The organism is Rhodococcus quanlei, from assembly GCF_055231015.1.
The window spans coordinates 163,143-180,232 of sequence record NZ_JBUYWD010000006.1 but is presented as its reverse complement, the minus strand read 5'-3'; the positions used below and the strand labels follow the sequence as shown (position 1 = coordinate 180,232).

At 65.0% G+C, this 17,090-nt stretch carries 18 protein-coding genes; 9 read left to right on the top strand and 9 right to left on the bottom strand.

Annotation, left to right across the window (positions count from 1 at the left end):
- The first annotated feature begins 27 nt into the window (after window positions 1-27).
- Window positions 28-192 carry a hypothetical protein gene (locus ACZI8Q_RS05095; RefSeq protein WP_463372411.1) on the top strand — a complete coding sequence of 55 codons (165 nt, stop codon included), beginning with the start codon at window positions 28-30 and terminating at the stop codon, window positions 190-192.
- Window positions 193-584: 392 nt separating this feature from the next.
- Window positions 585-758 carry a hypothetical protein gene (locus ACZI8Q_RS05090; protein ID WP_463372410.1) on the top strand — a complete coding sequence of 58 codons (174 nt, stop codon included), beginning with the start codon at window positions 585-587 and terminating at the stop codon, window positions 756-758.
- Window positions 759-800: 42 nt separating this feature from the next.
- Here the strand turns inward: ACZI8Q_RS05090 and ACZI8Q_RS05085 are convergent, their stop codons facing one another.
- The 6 genes from ACZI8Q_RS05085 to ACZI8Q_RS05060 all read right to left on the bottom strand — a co-directional run bounded on the left by ACZI8Q_RS05085 (window position 801) and on the right by ACZI8Q_RS05060 (window position 8,361).
- Complete coding sequence (locus ACZI8Q_RS05085; RefSeq protein ID WP_463372409.1) at window positions 801-2,564, bottom strand: multicopper oxidase family protein; 1,764 nt, start codon at window positions 2,562-2,564, stop codon at window positions 801-803.
- Between the two features lie 30 nt (window positions 2,565-2,594).
- Window positions 2,595-3,881 (bottom strand): glycosyltransferase 87 family protein, encoded by a 1,287-nt coding sequence (locus ACZI8Q_RS05080; RefSeq protein ID WP_463372407.1) that lies wholly within the window; start codon window positions 3,879-3,881, stop codon window positions 2,595-2,597.
- Window positions 3,882-4,004: 123 nt separating this feature from the next.
- Entirely contained in the window at window positions 4,005-5,036 is a 1,032-nt protein-coding gene (locus tag ACZI8Q_RS05075; RefSeq protein ID WP_463372406.1) for an aspartate-semialdehyde dehydrogenase, read from the bottom strand.
- Between the two features lie 6 nt (window positions 5,037-5,042).
- Complete coding sequence (locus tag ACZI8Q_RS05070) at window positions 5,043-6,308, bottom strand: aspartate kinase (RefSeq protein ID WP_463372405.1); 1,266 nt, start codon at window positions 6,306-6,308, stop codon at window positions 5,043-5,045.
- A 95-nt stretch (window positions 6,309-6,403) separates the two neighbouring features.
- Window positions 6,404-7,375 (bottom strand): hypothetical protein, encoded by a 972-nt coding sequence (locus ACZI8Q_RS05065; RefSeq protein ID WP_463372404.1) that lies wholly within the window; start codon window positions 7,373-7,375, stop codon window positions 6,404-6,406.
- Window positions 7,376-7,407: 32 nt separating this feature from the next.
- Entirely contained in the window at window positions 7,408-8,361 is a 954-nt protein-coding gene (locus tag ACZI8Q_RS05060) for an oxidoreductase (RefSeq protein ID WP_463372403.1), read from the bottom strand.
- An 84-nt stretch (window positions 8,362-8,445) separates the two neighbouring features.
- On the opposite strand from ACZI8Q_RS05060, the gene ACZI8Q_RS05055 reads away from it, so the two are divergent.
- Window positions 8,446-9,072, top strand: coding sequence for a TetR/AcrR family transcriptional regulator (locus ACZI8Q_RS05055; RefSeq protein WP_463372402.1), 627 nt, complete (start codon window positions 8,446-8,448; stop codon window positions 9,070-9,072).
- On the top strand, window positions 9,069-10,706 hold the full coding sequence (locus tag ACZI8Q_RS05050) for an acyl-CoA dehydrogenase family protein (protein WP_463372401.1): 1,638 nt from the start codon (window positions 9,069-9,071) through the stop codon (window positions 10,704-10,706). The genes ACZI8Q_RS05055 and ACZI8Q_RS05050 overlap by 4 nt, the downstream gene beginning before the upstream one ends.
- A gap of 26 nt (window positions 10,707-10,732) precedes the next feature.
- Here ACZI8Q_RS05050 and ACZI8Q_RS05045 read toward each other — a convergent pair whose 3' ends face one another.
- Window positions 10,733-11,080 (bottom strand): hypothetical protein, encoded by a 348-nt coding sequence (locus tag ACZI8Q_RS05045; RefSeq protein WP_463372400.1) that lies wholly within the window; start codon window positions 11,078-11,080, stop codon window positions 10,733-10,735.
- 86 nt (window positions 11,081-11,166) lie between these two features.
- Between ACZI8Q_RS05045 and ACZI8Q_RS05040 the strand changes: the two genes are divergently transcribed.
- Window positions 11,167-11,499 carry a GNAT family N-acetyltransferase gene (locus ACZI8Q_RS05040; protein WP_463372399.1) on the top strand — a complete coding sequence of 111 codons (333 nt, stop codon included), beginning with the start codon at window positions 11,167-11,169 and terminating at the stop codon, window positions 11,497-11,499.
- A 142-nt stretch (window positions 11,500-11,641) separates the two neighbouring features.
- Here the strand turns inward: ACZI8Q_RS05040 and ACZI8Q_RS05035 are convergent, their stop codons facing one another.
- Together ACZI8Q_RS05035 and ACZI8Q_RS05030 are read right to left on the bottom strand one after the other, a co-directional pair.
- On the bottom strand, window positions 11,642-12,148 hold the full coding sequence (locus ACZI8Q_RS05035; protein ID WP_463372398.1) for a hotdog fold domain-containing protein: 507 nt from the start codon (window positions 12,146-12,148) through the stop codon (window positions 11,642-11,644).
- Between the two features lie 43 nt (window positions 12,149-12,191).
- A complete protein-coding gene (locus ACZI8Q_RS05030) occupies window positions 12,192-12,548 on the bottom strand; it encodes a hypothetical protein (protein WP_463372397.1) in 357 nt (118 codons plus the stop codon).
- Between the two features lie 203 nt (window positions 12,549-12,751).
- Between ACZI8Q_RS05030 and leuA the strand changes: the two genes are divergently transcribed.
- From leuA to ACZI8Q_RS05010, 4 genes are all read left to right on the top strand, one after another.
- The gene (leuA, locus tag ACZI8Q_RS05025) at window positions 12,752-14,560 is read left to right on the top strand and encodes a 2-isopropylmalate synthase (protein ID WP_463372396.1); all 1,809 of its coding nucleotides are present in this window, start codon (window positions 12,752-12,754) and stop codon (window positions 14,558-14,560) included.
- Between the two features lie 102 nt (window positions 14,561-14,662).
- On the top strand, window positions 14,663-15,040 hold the full coding sequence (locus tag ACZI8Q_RS05020; protein WP_463372395.1) for a PLDc N-terminal domain-containing protein: 378 nt from the start codon (window positions 14,663-14,665) through the stop codon (window positions 15,038-15,040).
- A gap of 48 nt (window positions 15,041-15,088) precedes the next feature.
- Window positions 15,089-16,342: a MurT ligase domain-containing protein gene (locus ACZI8Q_RS05015; protein WP_463372394.1), complete on the top strand. Its 1,254-nt coding sequence runs from the start codon at window positions 15,089-15,091 to the stop codon at window positions 16,340-16,342.
- Window positions 16,335-17,042, top strand: a complete 708-nt coding sequence (locus ACZI8Q_RS05010; RefSeq protein ID WP_463372393.1) for a type 1 glutamine amidotransferase — start codon at window positions 16,335-16,337, stop codon at window positions 17,040-17,042. The genes ACZI8Q_RS05015 and ACZI8Q_RS05010 overlap by 8 nt, the downstream gene beginning before the upstream one ends.
- The last annotated feature ends 48 nt before the right edge of the window (window positions 17,043-17,090 follow it).

The window sequence follows — 17,090 nt, the reverse complement described above, 5'->3', positions numbered from 1 at the left end:
GTCGGGCATAGGGTGGATCGTGAAGTCATGACCGAGAATCGTCGCGTCACCGGACTGGACAGGTGGACTACGGAACAGCTCGAGGACTTCCTGAAGGATCTCGAGCGCGAAGCCGTGCCGAATGCGGAACCGGGAAAGCCGTTCCTCGTCTACGACGCCGCGCGCGCCGAACTCGGTCGCCGCCGTGGGTAGGGCTGCTAAACGATGCCTGCGCCGTTCGTGCGCGCCCACAGCGCCAGCTCCAATGTCAGGCACTTGGCAGTGTCGGTGTGAGAATCCCATGCCTCTGTCATCGGCTCACCCCGGGGCATCTCCTGCGCCAGGCGTTCACCGATCGGGGCCAAGTACTGCTCCCCCACAGCGTGTCGCGCAGTGGATCACCCCGGCGTGTCCGGAGACTTCGTTCTTTGGGATGGATGGAGTCATGTCGTTCCGGGCGACCGCGAACCCACACAGCCGTACCGATTCTCAGATCAGGTTCTCCACCAGCTGCGGGTGATTGTCAGTCGATCTCGCAGCCCACGGATGGTGGACATAGGTGCATCGGCAGCGTACTCGACGACAGCGATGATTAGGGTGGGCGTGTGAACCGCTTTCAGTCCGCTGCCGTCGGTCTATACGGGTTGTCCGTCGTTGCTCAGGCGTTGACGTGGTCAGAGCTGGGCGCCGATGCCCGGAGCACACGAGTTGTGGCAATCTTGCTGGTCGGCGCATTGCTGTTCGCGATTATCGGCATCCCCGGCAACCGGCGGGACTGAGAAAAGGCCCACCGAATCGACGGTGCAATGGTGGATTGCGAATCATTGCAGCAGTCGGTATCTGAGCATCATGTCGTGATCTTCGTGATCGAGCATGTGGCAGTGCCACACGTACCCCTGCAGCGGCTCGGAACGACCGCCGTGATCGTGCATGCCCGCACCGAAGGTGGCGTCGGGGTCGAAGCCGAGTTCGTCGGCCGTCGGGAAACGGACGATGATTCGGGTGACCGAGTTCGCCTCGGCTATCACGGTGTCCTTGAACCCGGATTCCCACGGCTGCGGCGGCCGGGGTGATCCGAGCACGAAGGGCTCGGGATCGGGGGTCCAGCGGGTGCCCACGGGAGGTATGGGGTGCGCACCGGTCAGACGCGCCGTGTCGAGCGCCTGGCGGCCCAGCACCCGGAAGGTGACCAGGTGCAGATGGATGGGGTGCGGCTCGGACGTGATGTTGACGATGTTCCACTGCTCGACCGTGCCCTGCCGCGGCGTTTCGATGTCGGTGGTCGTGTAGTGCAAATTGTTCAGGGACATGGTGATCGACGGTGACGCCAGAGGGTTCGACAACTGCATCACCGACACGTTTCGCACCCGCTGCGGCGTGGACACCGGCGCCAGCACGGCCGGTTGCCCCGAGCGGCCGCGCAACGTCTCGGGCACCGGTCCCGTGAAGCCCCGCGCACCACCGATGACGAACCGGCAGAACAGCGGCATCACCTGCACTCCGCGCTGCGCCACTCCCAGTGGCACTGGTTCATCATTACGAAGTTCGACGGAGTCGCCGGGGGCCAAGCCGCCGAAGTCCACCAACACGTCCGCCCGTTCGCCGGGGCTCAGTCGCACATGATCGGTGGGCACCGGCGCGTCGAGCAGCCCGCCTTCCATCCCGATCACCCAGAACCGCATACGGTTTCCGAAGTGCAGGTTCCACACGCTGAACGACGCCGCGTTCAGCAGCCTGAGCCGGTACAGGCCCCGCGCCACCTCCATTTCAGGCCACACCTTGCCGTTGACGAGGCCGACGTCACCCGGTGTAGCCACATCCCAGGTTCCCTGCGGCGCCAAGACGTACGTGCGCACGCTCTGCCGCCCCGACTCCGTGAATCTCTTGTCCTGCAGGACGAGCGGTAACTCGAACTCCCCGGACGGAAGCCCGAGCACATTGTTCGGCCCGCCCGTGTCGTACCGGTCACGCAGCAGGTACATCCCGGCCAGGCCCGCATACAGATTGAGCCGCGTGATGCCCATCGCGTGATCGTGATACCAGAGACCGCACGCCTCCTGACGATTCGGAAAGTGGTGCACCAACTCCTGGCCCGGTCGCTGCGTCAACTCCGGGTGGCCGTCGGATTCCGGTGGCGTGGATCCGCCGTGCAGATGCATCGACGTAGGGACGGCTGTGCGATCGTGGTCGTTCACCCCGTGCAGGCTCGTGTCGAAGTCCGCGGCCAGCGGATGAACTGCAATGTCGTTCCGGTAGACGATGGTGGTCTGCCGTCCGACCTCCGCTTCGATCGTCGGACCCAGGTAGTCCACCCCGCCGTACGCGAGAGCCGAGGACACAGCCAGATCGGGGTGGAACCGGTGCAGCGTGGTGCGCGCCTGCAGGTCGATCGACGACCCGCCGAGTGTGGGCAGGATCGGCAACTGCTCACGAAAAGGCTCCAGCGGCGGCGAGGAGAAGATCAGCGGGTTGGCCGGATCCACGTCGAACGGGAAGGCCCTGGCGGCGCCCACGCCGACTGCCCCGGCCCCAGCCGCGAAGGCAAGACCACGCACCATCACTCGCCGCGAGAACTGTCTGGCCATCGGCACACTCCCCTCCCCGCATCCGGTTGCCTACCGTTCGGGACGGTACTCCGGAATCGACGCACTACCCCCCGAATTCGAAAAGGCCTCGGTGGGAGCCGACTGCGGCCGCCCCCGATAAGCCGCGAAAGCAAGCCACACCAGAAATCCGAAGCCGACCGTCACGTAGAGGGTTCCGAGCAGGTGCTGCCACAGCGCCCAGTCCAGTTCGAGGTCGTCACCGGCCGGCAGGAGGTGGTGCGGACCGACCAAGAAGACGACACCCAGACCGGCCGCTCCGGCGAGGTTCCGGGCGTCGGAAACTCGAAGCACTCCGACCACCAATCCCAGCAGCGCGGGGGCGACCCACACCCAGTGATGCGACCACGACACCGGTGATGCCAACAGGATTGCCACCGCGTTCGCCGTCATTGCCAACACGATGTCACCGCGGTCGAGGGCCCGCCGGATGGCGATCACCGCAACCACGAGCATCACCGCGACGGCAATCACCCACAACACCGATCCGAGCTGATCGGGCGGCCCGAAACGCGAGATGACAGCCTTGAAGGACTGGTTGTTGGCGAAGTACTCGGCGCCGATTCGCCCCGTATCAGCGAGAGTGTGCAGCCAATACTTCACCGAGGTCCCGGGCATCACGACGAAGGCCAGTGCGGTCGCTCCCAGTGCCCCACCGACGATGTGGGCACTGGTCCGCCAGTCTCGTTTGACCAGGAACAACAGCAGGAACCCGATGGGGGTCAACTTGATCGCGGCTGCGATACCGATCAGCAATCCACGTGGCCATTTCGGATTCTTCGCCAGGACGTCGATCGCCACCAGTGCCATCAGGATCATGTTGATCTGCCCGAAGCTGACGGTCTCGCGGATCGGCTCGAGCACAAGTGCCACCGCTACCGCGATGGCACTGGCGGCCCATGCAGCCCTCGCCTCGAGTTGCGGCCACACCCGAGCGAGCACCATCCGCAGTGTCATCGCCAGCGCCGCAACGGACACCAGAGTGAAGACGACCTTGCCGAGCTCGACCGGAATCAACGCCAACGGAGCGAACAGCATTGCCGCGAACGGCGGATACGTGAACGGCAACCAGACGCCGTCGACAACCGCAGGCAACGAGCCGTAGATGTCGTCGCCGTCGAGCAACACCGTTGCGCCGAGCCGGTACACGAGCAGGTCGATGAAGTCACCGAGCAGGAACATGACGCCGAGATAGAGCGAAACCACCACTGCGGACACCGCGACGGCAGCACGGCCCCGGTTGCCGAGGAACAGTTCGGATGGTGTCGAGTCGATTCGGTTTTGCCCAGAATGTCGCACTCGGCAACCCTATGCAGTCCATGTCGACACGCAAACCGGGGCCTGGGCAAGCGGCCTGGAAGACGCGTCACCCGCGGCGAGACATGCTCGCCGCGGGTGACGCGACACAGAACTGTCGGTGACTCAGACCAGCAGTTCTGCGATCTGAATGGTGTTGAGTGCCGCGCCCTTGCGTAGGTTGTCGCCCGTGACGAACAGCGCGAGTCCGCGGCCTTCCGGCGCTCCCGGATCCTGACGGATACGGCCGACAAGCGAAGCGTCGCCGCCTGCCGCCGCGAGGGGCGTCGGCACGTCCGCCAGCTGAACTCCGGGGGCGGCCTTCAGGATTTCCTGGGCACGCTCGACCGACAGCGGGTTCGCGAACTCGGCGTTGATCGACAGCGAATGACCGGTGACGACCGGGACACGCACGCAGGTGCCGGACACCAACAGGTCGGGAAGGCCGAGGATCTTGCGGCTCTCGTTGCGCAGCTTCTGATCCTCGTCGGTCTCGCCGCTGCCGTCGTCGACGATGCCGCCCGCCATCGGGAGCACGTTGAACGCGATGGGTGCGACGTACTTGTTCGGTGCCGGGAAGTCGACGGCACTGCCGTCGTGAACCAGCTTCTCGGCGTCGTCGACCACGGCGCGCACCTGACCGAGCAACTCCTCGACACCGGCAACACCGCTACCGGACACGGCCTGGTAGCTGGACACGACCAGACGCTTCAGTTCGGCCTCGTCGTGCAGGGCCTTGAGGACCGGCATGGCGGCCATGGTGGTGCAGTTGGGGTTCGCGATGATCCCCTTCACCAGATTCTCGGTGGCCTCCGGGTTGACCTCGCTGACCACGAGGGGCACCTCGGGGTCCTTGCGCCACGCTGACGAGTTGTCGACGACGGTGGCACCGGCAGCGGCGAACCGCGGAGCCTGCACGCGAGACAACGTGGCACCGGCCGAGAACAGGGCGATGTCGATACCCTTCAAATCCTCGTCCGACGTGGCCTCCGCGTCCTCGACGACGATCTCCTCGCCGCGGAACGGCAGCTTCTTACCGGCCGAGCGCGCGGATGCGAAGAACCGCACCTTGTCGGCCGGGAAGTTGCGCTCCTCGAGGAGGGTGCGCATGACGATGCCGACCTGACCGGTGGCACCAACTACAGCAATGGTGGTCATGAAGATCTACCGCCCTGTTCCCGCATGCACGACAGCTTCCTGATCGCCGCCGAGATCGAATGCGTTGTGGATGGCCCGAACTGCGTCGTCGAGTTCGTCGTCGTCGACGAGAACCGAGATGCGAATCTCCGACGTCGAGATCAGGTCGATGTTGATGCCCGCGTCCGACAGCGCCTCGCAGAACGTGGCCGTGACGCCGGGGTGGCTGCGCATACCCGCGCCGACGAGCGACACCTTGCCGATGTGATCGTCGAACAGCACCTGGGTGAAGCCGAGGTCGTCCTGCAGCTTGGTCAGCATCTCCACCGCGCGGGGACCGTCGGCGGTCGGCAGGGTGAAGGTGATGTCGGTGCGACCGGTGTCGATCTTCGAGATGTTCTGCAACACCATGTCGATGTTGATCTCGGCGTCCGCGACCGCACGGAAGACCCGCGCCGCGTAGCCGGGGTTGTCGGGGATGCCGACAACGGTGACCTTGGATTCGCCGCGATCATGCGCGACACCGGTGATCAGGGCCTCTTCCACGGGAATATCCTCCATCGATCCGGACACGATCGTGCCGGGCTTGGCGGTGTACGACGAGCGAACGTGCACGGGCACGTTGTAGCGGCGGGCGTATTCGACGCACCGCAGCATGAGAACCTTCGCGCCGCAGGCTGCGAGTTCGAGCATTTCCTCGAACGACACCTTTGCCAGGTGCTGCGCGTCTTTCACGATGCGCGGGTCGGCGCTGTAGATGCCGTCCACGTCGGTGTAGATCTCGCAGACGTCCGCATTCAGTGCGGCCGCGAGTGCGACTGCCGTGGTGTCGGAACCGCCGCGCCCGAGGGTGGTGATGTCTTTGCTGTCCTGACTCACACCCTGGAATCCGGCAACGAGAACGATCGAACCCTCGTCGAGTGCATCCTGCACACGGCCGGGGGTGACGTCGATGATTTTGGCCTTACCGTGGCTGCTGGTGGTGATGACACCTGCCTGCGAACCGGTGAACGAACGGGCCTCCGCTCCCAAGGAGTGGATGGCCATAGCTACCAAAGCATTGGAGATGCGCTCACCCGAGGTGAGAAGCATGTCCATTTCACGGGCCGGCGGGGACGGGCACACCTGCTGCGCCAAATCGAGCAATTCGTCGGTGCTGTCACCCATCGCCGATACCACGACGACGACATCGTTGCCGGCCTTCTTGGTCTCTACGATTCGTTCCGCGACGCGTCGGATCCGCTCGGCTGATGCCACCGAGGATCCGCCGTACTTCTGGACGACGAGAGCCACGCGTTTCTACCTCCAGGTCGACAAAAATGAACTTATCCAGGTGGTGAGCCTACCGAGGAGGGCCTCGAAACCCCAGGCGGATTGCCCACAGCGCCTCATTCGAAGGTGGATCGGGCCGCGTCGGCCACCTTTCGGACGACAGTGCAGTCACCACCGTGAACAGTGATGACGGCGCGAGCGTGACCCAGGTCGCGGGCGAACTGGTCGACCTCGACATCCGGGCGTGTGACGTCGATCTCCCGACCCACCGGAAAGCTCGATCGGCAGCGATCCGCGACCGTTTCCGGCTCGTACGATTCGTCCGTTTCCCGGTCGCTCACTGCCTTCACGCCGATGGCCAACGACACCTCGTTTCCATTCGACTCCACACCGTCCGGATAGAAGGTGCACTCGAAGGGGGTCGGCGGCAGCGCAGTGTCGACGATGGGAGTTGCTTCGGGGAATGCCGTGAGAATCTCGCAGGGGTTCGAGTCCACGGCGTCCACGGACCAGTCGGCACCGTCGACACGGCTGGGGAGCCCCGCCTGCATACGAGCGGTCGCACCTTCGAGTACGGCGTCGGCGAGCGGGCAACTGTCCGTGTCGGCAGGCCCGCCGGTTCGCACGGTGGCGTACTGCGCCGGCGTGCGTTCCGGAAGATCGCCCAGGTCGAGCTCGAACACACGCTGGCAGGTGCCGCGCCCGAGATCCGGGCCACCGCCGAGGTAGGCGGTCACGCCGTTCATCTCGACAGGATTCGACACTGCGGTGTCCGACAGCATCGACGGGAGCAATGAGACGTCCACAGCGGTCTCGGCGCCTGCGCCGTCGCGAATCAGTGCGGAACAGACGGAGGGTTGCACCGCAGACCCGTATTGCAGCACCTCGCCTTCGCCGGCCAGCACTTTCTCGTCGAGTAGTCCGCACGGGTCCGCAGCACGCAGGGCGTCCTCGACCGCCAGTTGACGCGACTGTGCCGGACTGAAGGGTTTCGGCGGCACCGGCGCTGGACTACCCTCTGCTCCACCGCAGGCAGCCAGGACCATCCCCACGCCGAGGATCGCCGCGATCCGTGCCCTACTGCCCATGCTGCGTCCTCCCCAGAAAGTCCCGGGTGACACTACCCGCGCGCCGCGCCGAGCCCCTCGTACCGGGCGCCCGTCAGCTCCACGGACTTCTCCCACAGCCCGGCTGCGAGCTCCCGATTCTTCGAGGTTCGGGTCCGGGGGGACCTTCGAACGGGGCCGCGCGCCCCGCCGAGCTCGTTGGGACCCAGGTAGTCGTCGCTGCGCACATCGGGCATGGTGGCGGCATAGAGCTGACTGAGCGCACCGTCCTTCTCGTCGTTTGCGAACAGTTTCATGCCCAGGTGGGTCAACGCGAGTGCGCCGGGGATGGCGGGGATCATCGAGTCGAACAGGTTGGTAGCGGCGATCCCCGGATGCGCGGCAGCCGCTGTCAGATGTCCGTCTGCCGCGTCGCTTCGTCGTGCGAGCTCACTGCTGAACATCAGGTTTGCAAGTTTGGACTGACTGTAGGCGCCCATACGCGAGTATTCGCGGCGGTGGAAATTCAGGTCGTCGAGGTCGATGCGTCCACGGCGGTGAGCCACGCTGGAGAGGCTCACCACCCGTGGGGCCGGGGCGGCCATCAGCGCGGGCAACAGTGCGTCGGTGAGTGCGAAGTGCCCCAGATGATTGATCCCCAGCTGCATCTCGAAGCCGTCGACGGTGCGGCCGAAGGGTACGGCCATCAGGCCCGCGTTGTTGATGAGAACGTCGATGACCGGCGCTGCCTTGCGTGCCTGCTCGGCCGCATCGCGGACGGATGACAGGTCGGCCAGGTCGAGTGGGACAACGAGGTGCTCGGCCCCGGCAGGTGAGACCTTCCGAACCTGCGCGAGGGCCGCCGCCGCGGTCTCCTGGTTCCGGCAGGCAAGCAACACGCGAGCGCCCGCTCTGGCCAGTTCTGTCGCCGACTGTAAACCCAGACCATTGTTCGCTCCGGTGATCAAGATTGTCTTGTTCGTTTGATCGGGTATGGACGAGAGCTCGAAGTTCGTTCGATCCGGCAAGGGGAGTTCTCCTGGGAGTGGCGGCTGACGGTCGAAACCAGTATCCATGTTGACCCAAGAACGGAATAGGTGTTCACTTCTTGTATGGCCTACCGGCGCACCCCTGCCGTTCAAGACCGCCTCGACGCACTCCGCGAGCGGCTGATCGAGTCTGCAACGGGCCTGGTTGCGCAAAACGGGTACGCAGGCTGCTCCGTCGCCGCGGTCGCCGCGGATGCCGGGGTGGGCACCGGAACCGTCTACCGGCATTTCGCGAACAAAGGCGAATTGTTCGCTGAGGTGTTCCGCATCTCGTGTGGCCGCGAGGTCGACGCATCGGTGCAAGCAGGCAGCGCTGCCCGAGCGGCGTCGGGTTCGAGCACCGACGCGGCGACGGCGTTCGTACTCACCTTCGCCGAACGCGCGCTCCGTGCCCCGACGATGGCGTACGCACTTCTCGTCGAGCCCGTCGATCCCGCCGTCGACACGGAGCGACTGTTGTTCCGTGAATCGTTCCGCGATGCCCTGGCCGTTGCCATCGCCGCAGCCGTGGACGGAGGCGAACTCCCGCCCCAGGATGCGACCGTGACCGCCGCCTGTCTCGTCGGCGCCATCGGCGAAGCCCTCGTTCTCCCCCTTGCCAAGAGATCAGCTGCCACAGGATCGGCCGACTCGGCCATCCTGCCCGCACTCCGCACCTTCACCCTCCGATCGTTAGGGAGTCCGTTATGACCGCCACCCACGAAGTGTTCAACCAGACGCCGCCCCTGGTGGACTACGACGCCGCCGAGTACGCGCCCATCCTCGAGGCGCTGCAACGCGAGGGCGCCCACGAATCTTTGGACGAGGTGCATCGGGTCGGCCGGCTCGCCGGAAGCGATGAGGCGCAGCGGTGGGGTGATCTTGCCGAAGCCCACCCACCCGTGTTGCGAACCCACGATCGGTACGGGCACCGGATCGACGAGGTGGAGTACGACCCCGCCTACCACCATCTGATGAACACGGCCGTCGAACTCGGCTTGCACGGCTCCCCCTGGGCGGACCCGAATCCGCACGCGCATCTGGTTCGGGGCGCGAAGCTGGCCGTCTGGGGACAGGTGGACGCCGGGCATCAGTGCCCCATCTCGATGACGTACGCCGTCGTCCCGGCCCTGCGCCACAATCCGGAGCTGTCCGCCCAGTACGAGCCGCTCCTGACCTCCCATACGTACGATCCGAAACTCGGCGTCCCGCTCACGAAGACGGGCTTGATCGCGGGCATGTCGATGACCGAGAAGCAGGGCGGCTCCGACGTCCGGGCCGGCACCACCCAGGCGGTACGGCAAAGCGACGGAAGCTACCTCCTGACAGGCCACAAATGGTTCACCTCGGCACCGATGTCCGACATCTTCCTGGTCCTCGCACAGACCGAATCCGGTCTCTCGTGCTTCTTCCTTCCCCGAGTGCTGCCCGACGGCACTCTCAATCGGATGTACCTGCAGCGACTCAAAGACAAGCTGGGCAACCACTCCAACGCCAGCGCAGAGGTCGAATACAACGACGCCGTGGCGTGGATGGTCGGCGACGAGGGGCGCGGCGTTCCGACCATCATCGAGATGGTCAATATGACCCGCCTCGACTGCACGATCGGCACCAGCATCGGGATGCGAGCCGGGACCGCCCAAGCAGCCCACCATGCACTGCATCGCAGCGCGTTCGGCAAACACCTCGTCGACCAGCCGTTGATGCGCAACGTCCTTGCCGATCTGGCGGTGGAGTCCGAGGCGTCCACCACGGTGGCGATGTGGCTGGCAGCGCTCACCGACCGGGCGACGTCCGGAGACGAGCAGGCCATCGCCCTGCGCCGCATCTCCTTGGCCGTCAGCAAGTACTTCGTGTGCAAACGCGGCCCGATCCACGCAGCGGAGGCGCTGGAATGCTTGGGCGGCAACGGGTACGTGGAGGATTCGCGAATGCCGCGGCTCTACCGCGAGGCGCCGGTCCTGTCGGTGTGGGAAGGATCCGGCAATGTGGCCGCGCTGGATGCCCTGCGGGCGATGGCGAAGCAGCCGGAGTCGTTGCAGGCGTTCTTCGACGAGCTCGATCGCAGCGCAGGAGTGGACCGCCGGCTCGACGACGCCGTAGCCCGGGTCAAGGCAAGCTTCTCCGACATGGGCACACTCGAGCATCGGGCACGCAGCATCGTCGGCGACATGGCCCTCGCCCTGCAGGGGTCGCTGCTGGTGCGGTTCGGGCATCCCGCCGTCGCGGATGCCTTCACCTCGACCCGGCTGGCAGGCGACTGGGGCAGCGTGTTCGGGACACTGCCGACCAGCGTCGACACCGCAGCGATCATCGCGCGCGCAACGCCCAAGGTGGGTTCGTGATCACGGGTTTGCGTGCATACACAGATCTAGTGACCGGTGAGAACGACGTCTGCGACAGCCACCACCACCGCTGAGACGCAGCCGACGGCGATACCGGAGATACGCACTGCTGCGGGAGAACGGTGCCGTGCTAGGTAACCGGCTCCGGCTCCCACCGCGCCTATTGCGACCACACCGGCAAAAATAGAGAACAACGTCATGAACATGACCATGGTGATCGTCGCGCCGATCGCGGCTCCGATCGAGTGGCCGTGGGTGCCGGCGACAGCTATGGGGAACTGCCACGCCAGGGCCGTCAGACCAGCGGCGAACGGAGCGGAGAGCACGGCGAAACCGCCTCCGTTCCACAAGCTCGATTTCACATTCGGTTGCATAGCCCGCCAGTGTGCCCGCTTCCTGCGCGATCATCGTCCACACCACTGCCAAGGTTGGATCCTGACGCCACACCTACAGTGGGAACATGACTGCCGATTCGAATCCGAGTGTCCGCAAATCCGCAACTGAAAACCGCTACGAAATCACCGTCGACGGCGCTGTCGCCGGGTTCGCCGAATATCTCGATCGCGATCAGCAACGGATCTTCTTTCACACCGAGATCGGTGAAGAGTTCGGCGGCCGGGGGCTGGCGGGCACCCTCGCCAAGGAGGCACTCACCGACACCGTGCGGACAGAGCTGCGGATCGTGCCGATCTGCTCGTTCATCGCCGGCTACATCGAGAAGCACGACGAATTCGCGGCACACGCCGATCCGGTCACTCCCGATCACACTCGCGCGGTGGAAGCGCTCTCGTGACTGCGCGTCGGCGGGTCTACGTCGACTAGCAGACCCCGTCCGTGCTCAAAGCAATGAACGGGGTGGCTCTCGAGGTAGGCCACCCGCGCCGCCGACAGGGGGCTCGACCGGCTGATCTGAGCCGCGATCACGATCAACGCGTTCAACCGGGTGTCGATCCTGGGCGGCCATCGGATTTCGGCCGCACCCAGGTGACGATCTGTGCGTGCACAACTTCTACGCCGTTATTGTCGTAGATCGCGATCTCGACAGGAACGTCTTCACCTTCGTTGACGGCTGCCAGGTCTCGGTCGAGTGTGGCCACGGCGCGCAGGCTGGTGCCTGCCTTCGCGAGGTACTGCACGGTCATTCCCTTGGGAATCCACTGATGGGTGTGCGGCGTCGTAGCCTCCATCACCATCCCCATTGCGGTTTCGGCGAGGTTGCAGGCCGCGATGGCATGGAAAGTACCGATGTGGTTCTGCACACCGAACCACTTCGCAGACGTGACCACCGCACGGCCTGGCTCTACCTCCTGGACGGTCGGTAGGACCGTCGCGAAATAGGGAGCCTTCGCCCACACACCCGCCGAGAAGAGCACACGCCCGGCGGCGTTTGCGGACAGTTTCTGCCACAACGCGAGAGTTCGGGGGGTAGTCGAATCGCCCATACCCCGATCTTACTCACGAGTAAGGTCGGGGTATGGGCGCCACTCACTTTCCGGCGAGCCGGATGGACGCGTCGATCCGGTGAATCCGGAGATCGTTGCCGGGAATCCGGAACTTCTCGACAACCCGCACGGTCACCAGATCGCGCCCGAACAGACCTGCATCGAGCAGGTACTCGGCAGTGACGTCATCACCGGACTCCGCCCATTCCACGTCCCGGATCGCGCGAACCAGGTGGTATTGCGGACCGCCGGACAGACTGCGCCGCAGATGACTTCCCGAAAACGCGGTCTTGAGCCCGACCTCGTAACGAACGGCGTTCGGGGCGATGGGGACGGTGTTTCCGTCGTGGCTGAGCAGCGCATCGAGATAGGACTGCGCGACGTCGACTCGAGAGTTCATTTCATCAGTCGTACCTGTCCGCGGCGGCGATTGCCAGCGATTCTCTGCCGAGGAGTAGAGTGCAGATTATGCAGCGCGCACTCCTTCTTGGTTGCCGCGACGGGGTCTGATCCAGACTGGCTTCCCGTCGCGGGGTTTTTCGTGCGCCGGTCGACTCAGCCGTAGGACTCACAAAGTCCCCACCGAATCTGGAGATCAATCCCATGTCCCCCGCTGACGCATTCACATCCGGAACGCGCACCATCACGCCGCCGACGAAGCCGGCCCCGGCCGATCAGCCCGCGTGGAACACACAGAAGAACTCGTCCATGCCGACGTTCCGCTACCGCCCTTTCGCCGAAGAGGTCGAGCCGGTGTCGCTGGCCGATCGCACGTGGCCCGACAAGACCATCGACCGCGCCCCCCAGTGGTGCGCCGTGGACCTGCGTGACGGCAACCAGGCGCTGATCGATCCGATGAGCCCGGCCCGCAAGCGTCGCATGTTCGAACTGCTGGTGCGTATGGGCTACAAGGAGATCGAGGTCGGGTTCCCGTCCGCGAGCCAGACGGATTTCGATTTCGTGCGTGAGATCATCGAGGACGGCGCCATCCCCGATGACGTGACCATCCAGGTCCTCACCCAGTCGCGGCAAGAGCTGATCGAACGCACCTTCCAGGCGTGTGAAGGCGCCAACAAGGTCATCGTGCACTTCTACAACTCGACGTCGATTCTGCAGCGTCGCGTGGTGTTCAAGGCGGATCGTGACGCGATCAAGAAGATCGCCACCGACGCAGCCTCGTACGCCGTGGAGGAAGCGAAGAAGTACCCGGACACCGAGTGGCGCTGGGAGTACTCCCCCGAGTCGTACACCGGCACCGAACTCGAGTACGCCAAGGAAGTCTGTGACGCCGTCACCGAGGTTCTGGGCGCCACCCCGGAAGCACCGGTCATCGTGAACCTGCCGGCGACCGTCGAGATGGCGACACCGAACGTGTACGCCGACTCGATCGAGTGGATGCACCGCAACCTCGCCCGCCGCGATTCGGTGATCCTGTCCCTGCACCCGCACAACGACCGCGGCACGGGTGTGGCGGCCGCCGAACTCGGCTACCAGGCCGGTGCCGACCGCATCGAGGGCTGCCTGTTCGGCAACGGTGAACGCACCGGCAACGTCTGCCTGGTGACGCTGGGTCTGAACATGTTCACCCGCGGCGTCGACCCGCAGATCGACTTCTCGAACATCGACGAGATTCGCCGCACCGTCGAATACTGCAACCAGTTGCCTGTCGCCGAGCGTCACCCGTACGGCGGCGACCTGGTGTACACCGCGTTCTCCGGCAGCCACCAGGACGCCATCAACAAGGGTCTCGACGCCATGAAGGTGGATGCGGACTCGCAGGACTCCGACGTCGACGACATCACGTGGTCGGTCCCCTACCTGCCGATCGACCCCAAGGACGTCGGACGTACCTACGAGGCCGTCATCCGCGTCAACTCGCAGTCCGGCAAGGGTGGCGTCGCCTACATCATGAAGTCCGATCACGGGCTGGCCCTGCCGAGACGTCTGCAGATCGAGTTCTCGCAGGCCGTGCAGAAGATCACCGACGGCGAAGGCGGCGAGGTCTCCCCCAAGGAAATGTGGGACGTCTTCTACGAGGAGTACCTGGCACCGGTTCGCCCGCTCGAGCGGATGAAGCAGAAGGTCACCGCCGCAGAGGTGGACGGCGGCACCGACTCGATCACCGCAACGGTGAAGATCGAGGGCAAGGAGCAGGACATCTCCGGCTCCGGCAACGGACCGCTCGCTGCGTTCGTCGAGGCACTGTCCACCGTCGACTACGACGTGCGCGTGCTCGACTACTCGGAACATGCCATGTCCGCCGGCGACGACGCCCAGGCCGCCGCATACGTCGAATGCGCGGTCACCCTGCCCGCCGGTGAGACGAAGGTCGTGTGGGGCGTCGGCATCGCCACGTCCATCACCACCGCATCACTGCGGGCCGTGGTGTCGGCGGTCAACCGCGCGCATTAGGCGGAGCCTGTGAGTGGTTGACGAGTCTCTGGACTCGACAACCACTCACAGGGGTTTGGGGTTTTGGCTACATCAGCATCACCAAGATGAAACACTGGCCCCATGGACTCTTTCTGGGATTTCCTGTGGGTCATTATCGTCAGCTTCGCCTTCCTGGCGTACCTGATCCTGCTGTTCCTGATCATCACGGACCTGTTCCGTGACCACAAAAGCTCCGGTTGGGTGAAAGCCGTCTGGGTGCTGTTCCTGTTCCTCCTTCCGCTGATCACCTCGCTGATCTACCTGATCGTCAAGGGCGACGGGATGGCCCAGCGGTCCGCCTCGGCGGCGCGCACCATGCAGGAAGCGCAGGAAAGCTACATCCGGGATGTGGCGGGGAAATCACCTGCCGAACACATCGCGGACGCAAAAGCGCTCCTCGATTCCGGAACCGTCACCGAGGCCGAGTTTCAAGCACTCAAGGCCAAGGCGCTCAGCTGAGGTAGATGCGAATCGGCGCAGCGAGTGCTGCTGTGCCAAACTCGCTCGGTGAGCAGAAGTACCAAGATCACCACGCGGGGCAAAGTGGCGCTGCGCGCAGCAGCGGCGGCCTCGTGGGCGTCGCAGAAGGCCGGCCGCGGCAAGGGTTCGATGATCGGGGGACTCATCGCCCTGAAGATCGATCCCTCGGTGATGACCCAACTCGGGCGCGAGCGCCGCACCGTGGTCGTCACCGGCACCAACGGTAAGTCGACGACGACGCGTATGACCGCAGCCGCCCTGGCGACCCTCGACGACGTCGCGACGCAGGCCGACGGCGCCAACATGGATGCCGGAATCGTCGCGGCCCTCAACTCGCACATCGACGCACCGCTAGCCGCGATCGAGGTGGACGAACTGCACGTGCCGCACGTCGCGGATGCCATGAACCCGGAAGCGATCGTGCTGCTCAATCTCACTCGCGATCAGCTCGACCGGGTCGGTGAGATCAACATGATCGAGCGGAAGTTGCGCGCTTGCGTGGCAGCACATCCCGACGCCGTCATCGTGGCGAACTGCGACGACGTTCTTGTCACTTCCGTTGCATACGACGCGAAGAACGTGGTGTGGGTGGCCGCCGGAAGCGGCTGGGTCGGCGACGCGACGAGTTGCCCTCGCACCGGGGAGCCGATCGTGTGGGAGGACGCGCATTGGCGCAGTACGGGTTCCGACTTCGCCCGCCCCGAACCGGATTGGTGGCTCGACGACGCCAACCTCTACGGCCCGGACGGACTCGTCGTCCCGATGAAACTCGCCCTTCCCGGTAAAGCCAATCGCGGCAATGCCGCTCAGGCCGTTGCCGCGTCCGTTGCGATGGGGGCTACGGCGCAGGATGCTGTTGCGGCCGCGTCCACCGTTCGTGACGTCGCCGGCCGGTACAGCACCGTGCAGGTGGGCGCGCATTCGGTACACATGCTGCTCGCCAAGAACCCGGCGGGCTGGCAGGAGGCCCTGTCGATGATCGATCCGACGGTCGACGGTCTGGTCATCGCCGTCAACGGTCAGGTGCCGGACGGCGAAGATCTGTCGTGGCTCTGGGACGTGCGCTTCGAACACTTCGAGAACGTGAAAGTCGTGTCCGCAGGAGAACGCGGAACCGATCTCGCGGTCCGGCTCACGTACGCGGGAGTCGATCACACTCTCGAGCGAGACCCGCTGAAGGCCATCGCATCCTGCCCTCCCGGTCGGGTCGAAGTGCTGGCCAACTACACGGCCTTCCGTGACCTGAACACCGCGATCGCCAAGGAGACCCGCAATGACTGAGTCGACTGTGCGCATCGGACTGGTACTGCCCGACGTGATGGGCACATACGGCGACGGCGGCAATGCGCTCGTCCTGCGTCAGCGGCTGCGGATGCGCGGGCACGACGCCGAGATCGTGGAAATCACCTTGAATGATCCGGTCCCGGAATCGCTCGACATCTACACCCTCGGTGGCGCCGAGGACTCGGCGCAGCGTCTTGCCACCCGGCACCTCACGAAGCACCCGGGTCTGCAGCGCGCTGCCGAGGGCGGCGCACCGGTACTCGCAATCTGCGCGGCGATTCAGGTGCTCGGGAACTGGTACGAGACCTCGTCCGGCGAGCGGGTGGACGGCGTGTCGATGTTCGACGTCACCACCTCCCCGCAGGAGAAGCGGTCGATCGGCGAGGTGATCACCACCCCACTGCTCGACGGCCTGACCGCGCCACTCACGGGTTTCGAGAACCACCGTGGCGGCACCAGCATCGGCGACGATGCGACGGCATTGGCGAAGGTGACCAGCGGCGTCGGCAACGGGGTCGGCGATGGACTGGAGGGCGTGGTGCAGGGTTCGGTCATCGGTACGTACATGCACGGTCCCGTGCTGGCGCGGAATCCGGAGTTGGCGGACCTGCTGCTGATGCGTGCGTTGGGAGTCGACGAACTCGCGCCCCTCGATCTCCCCGAAGTCGAGCAGTTGCGCCGGGAGCGGCTCGCATAAAAGATTCTTCCCCGAACAGGGGTTCGGCCGGGAATGCTTTCACATTCT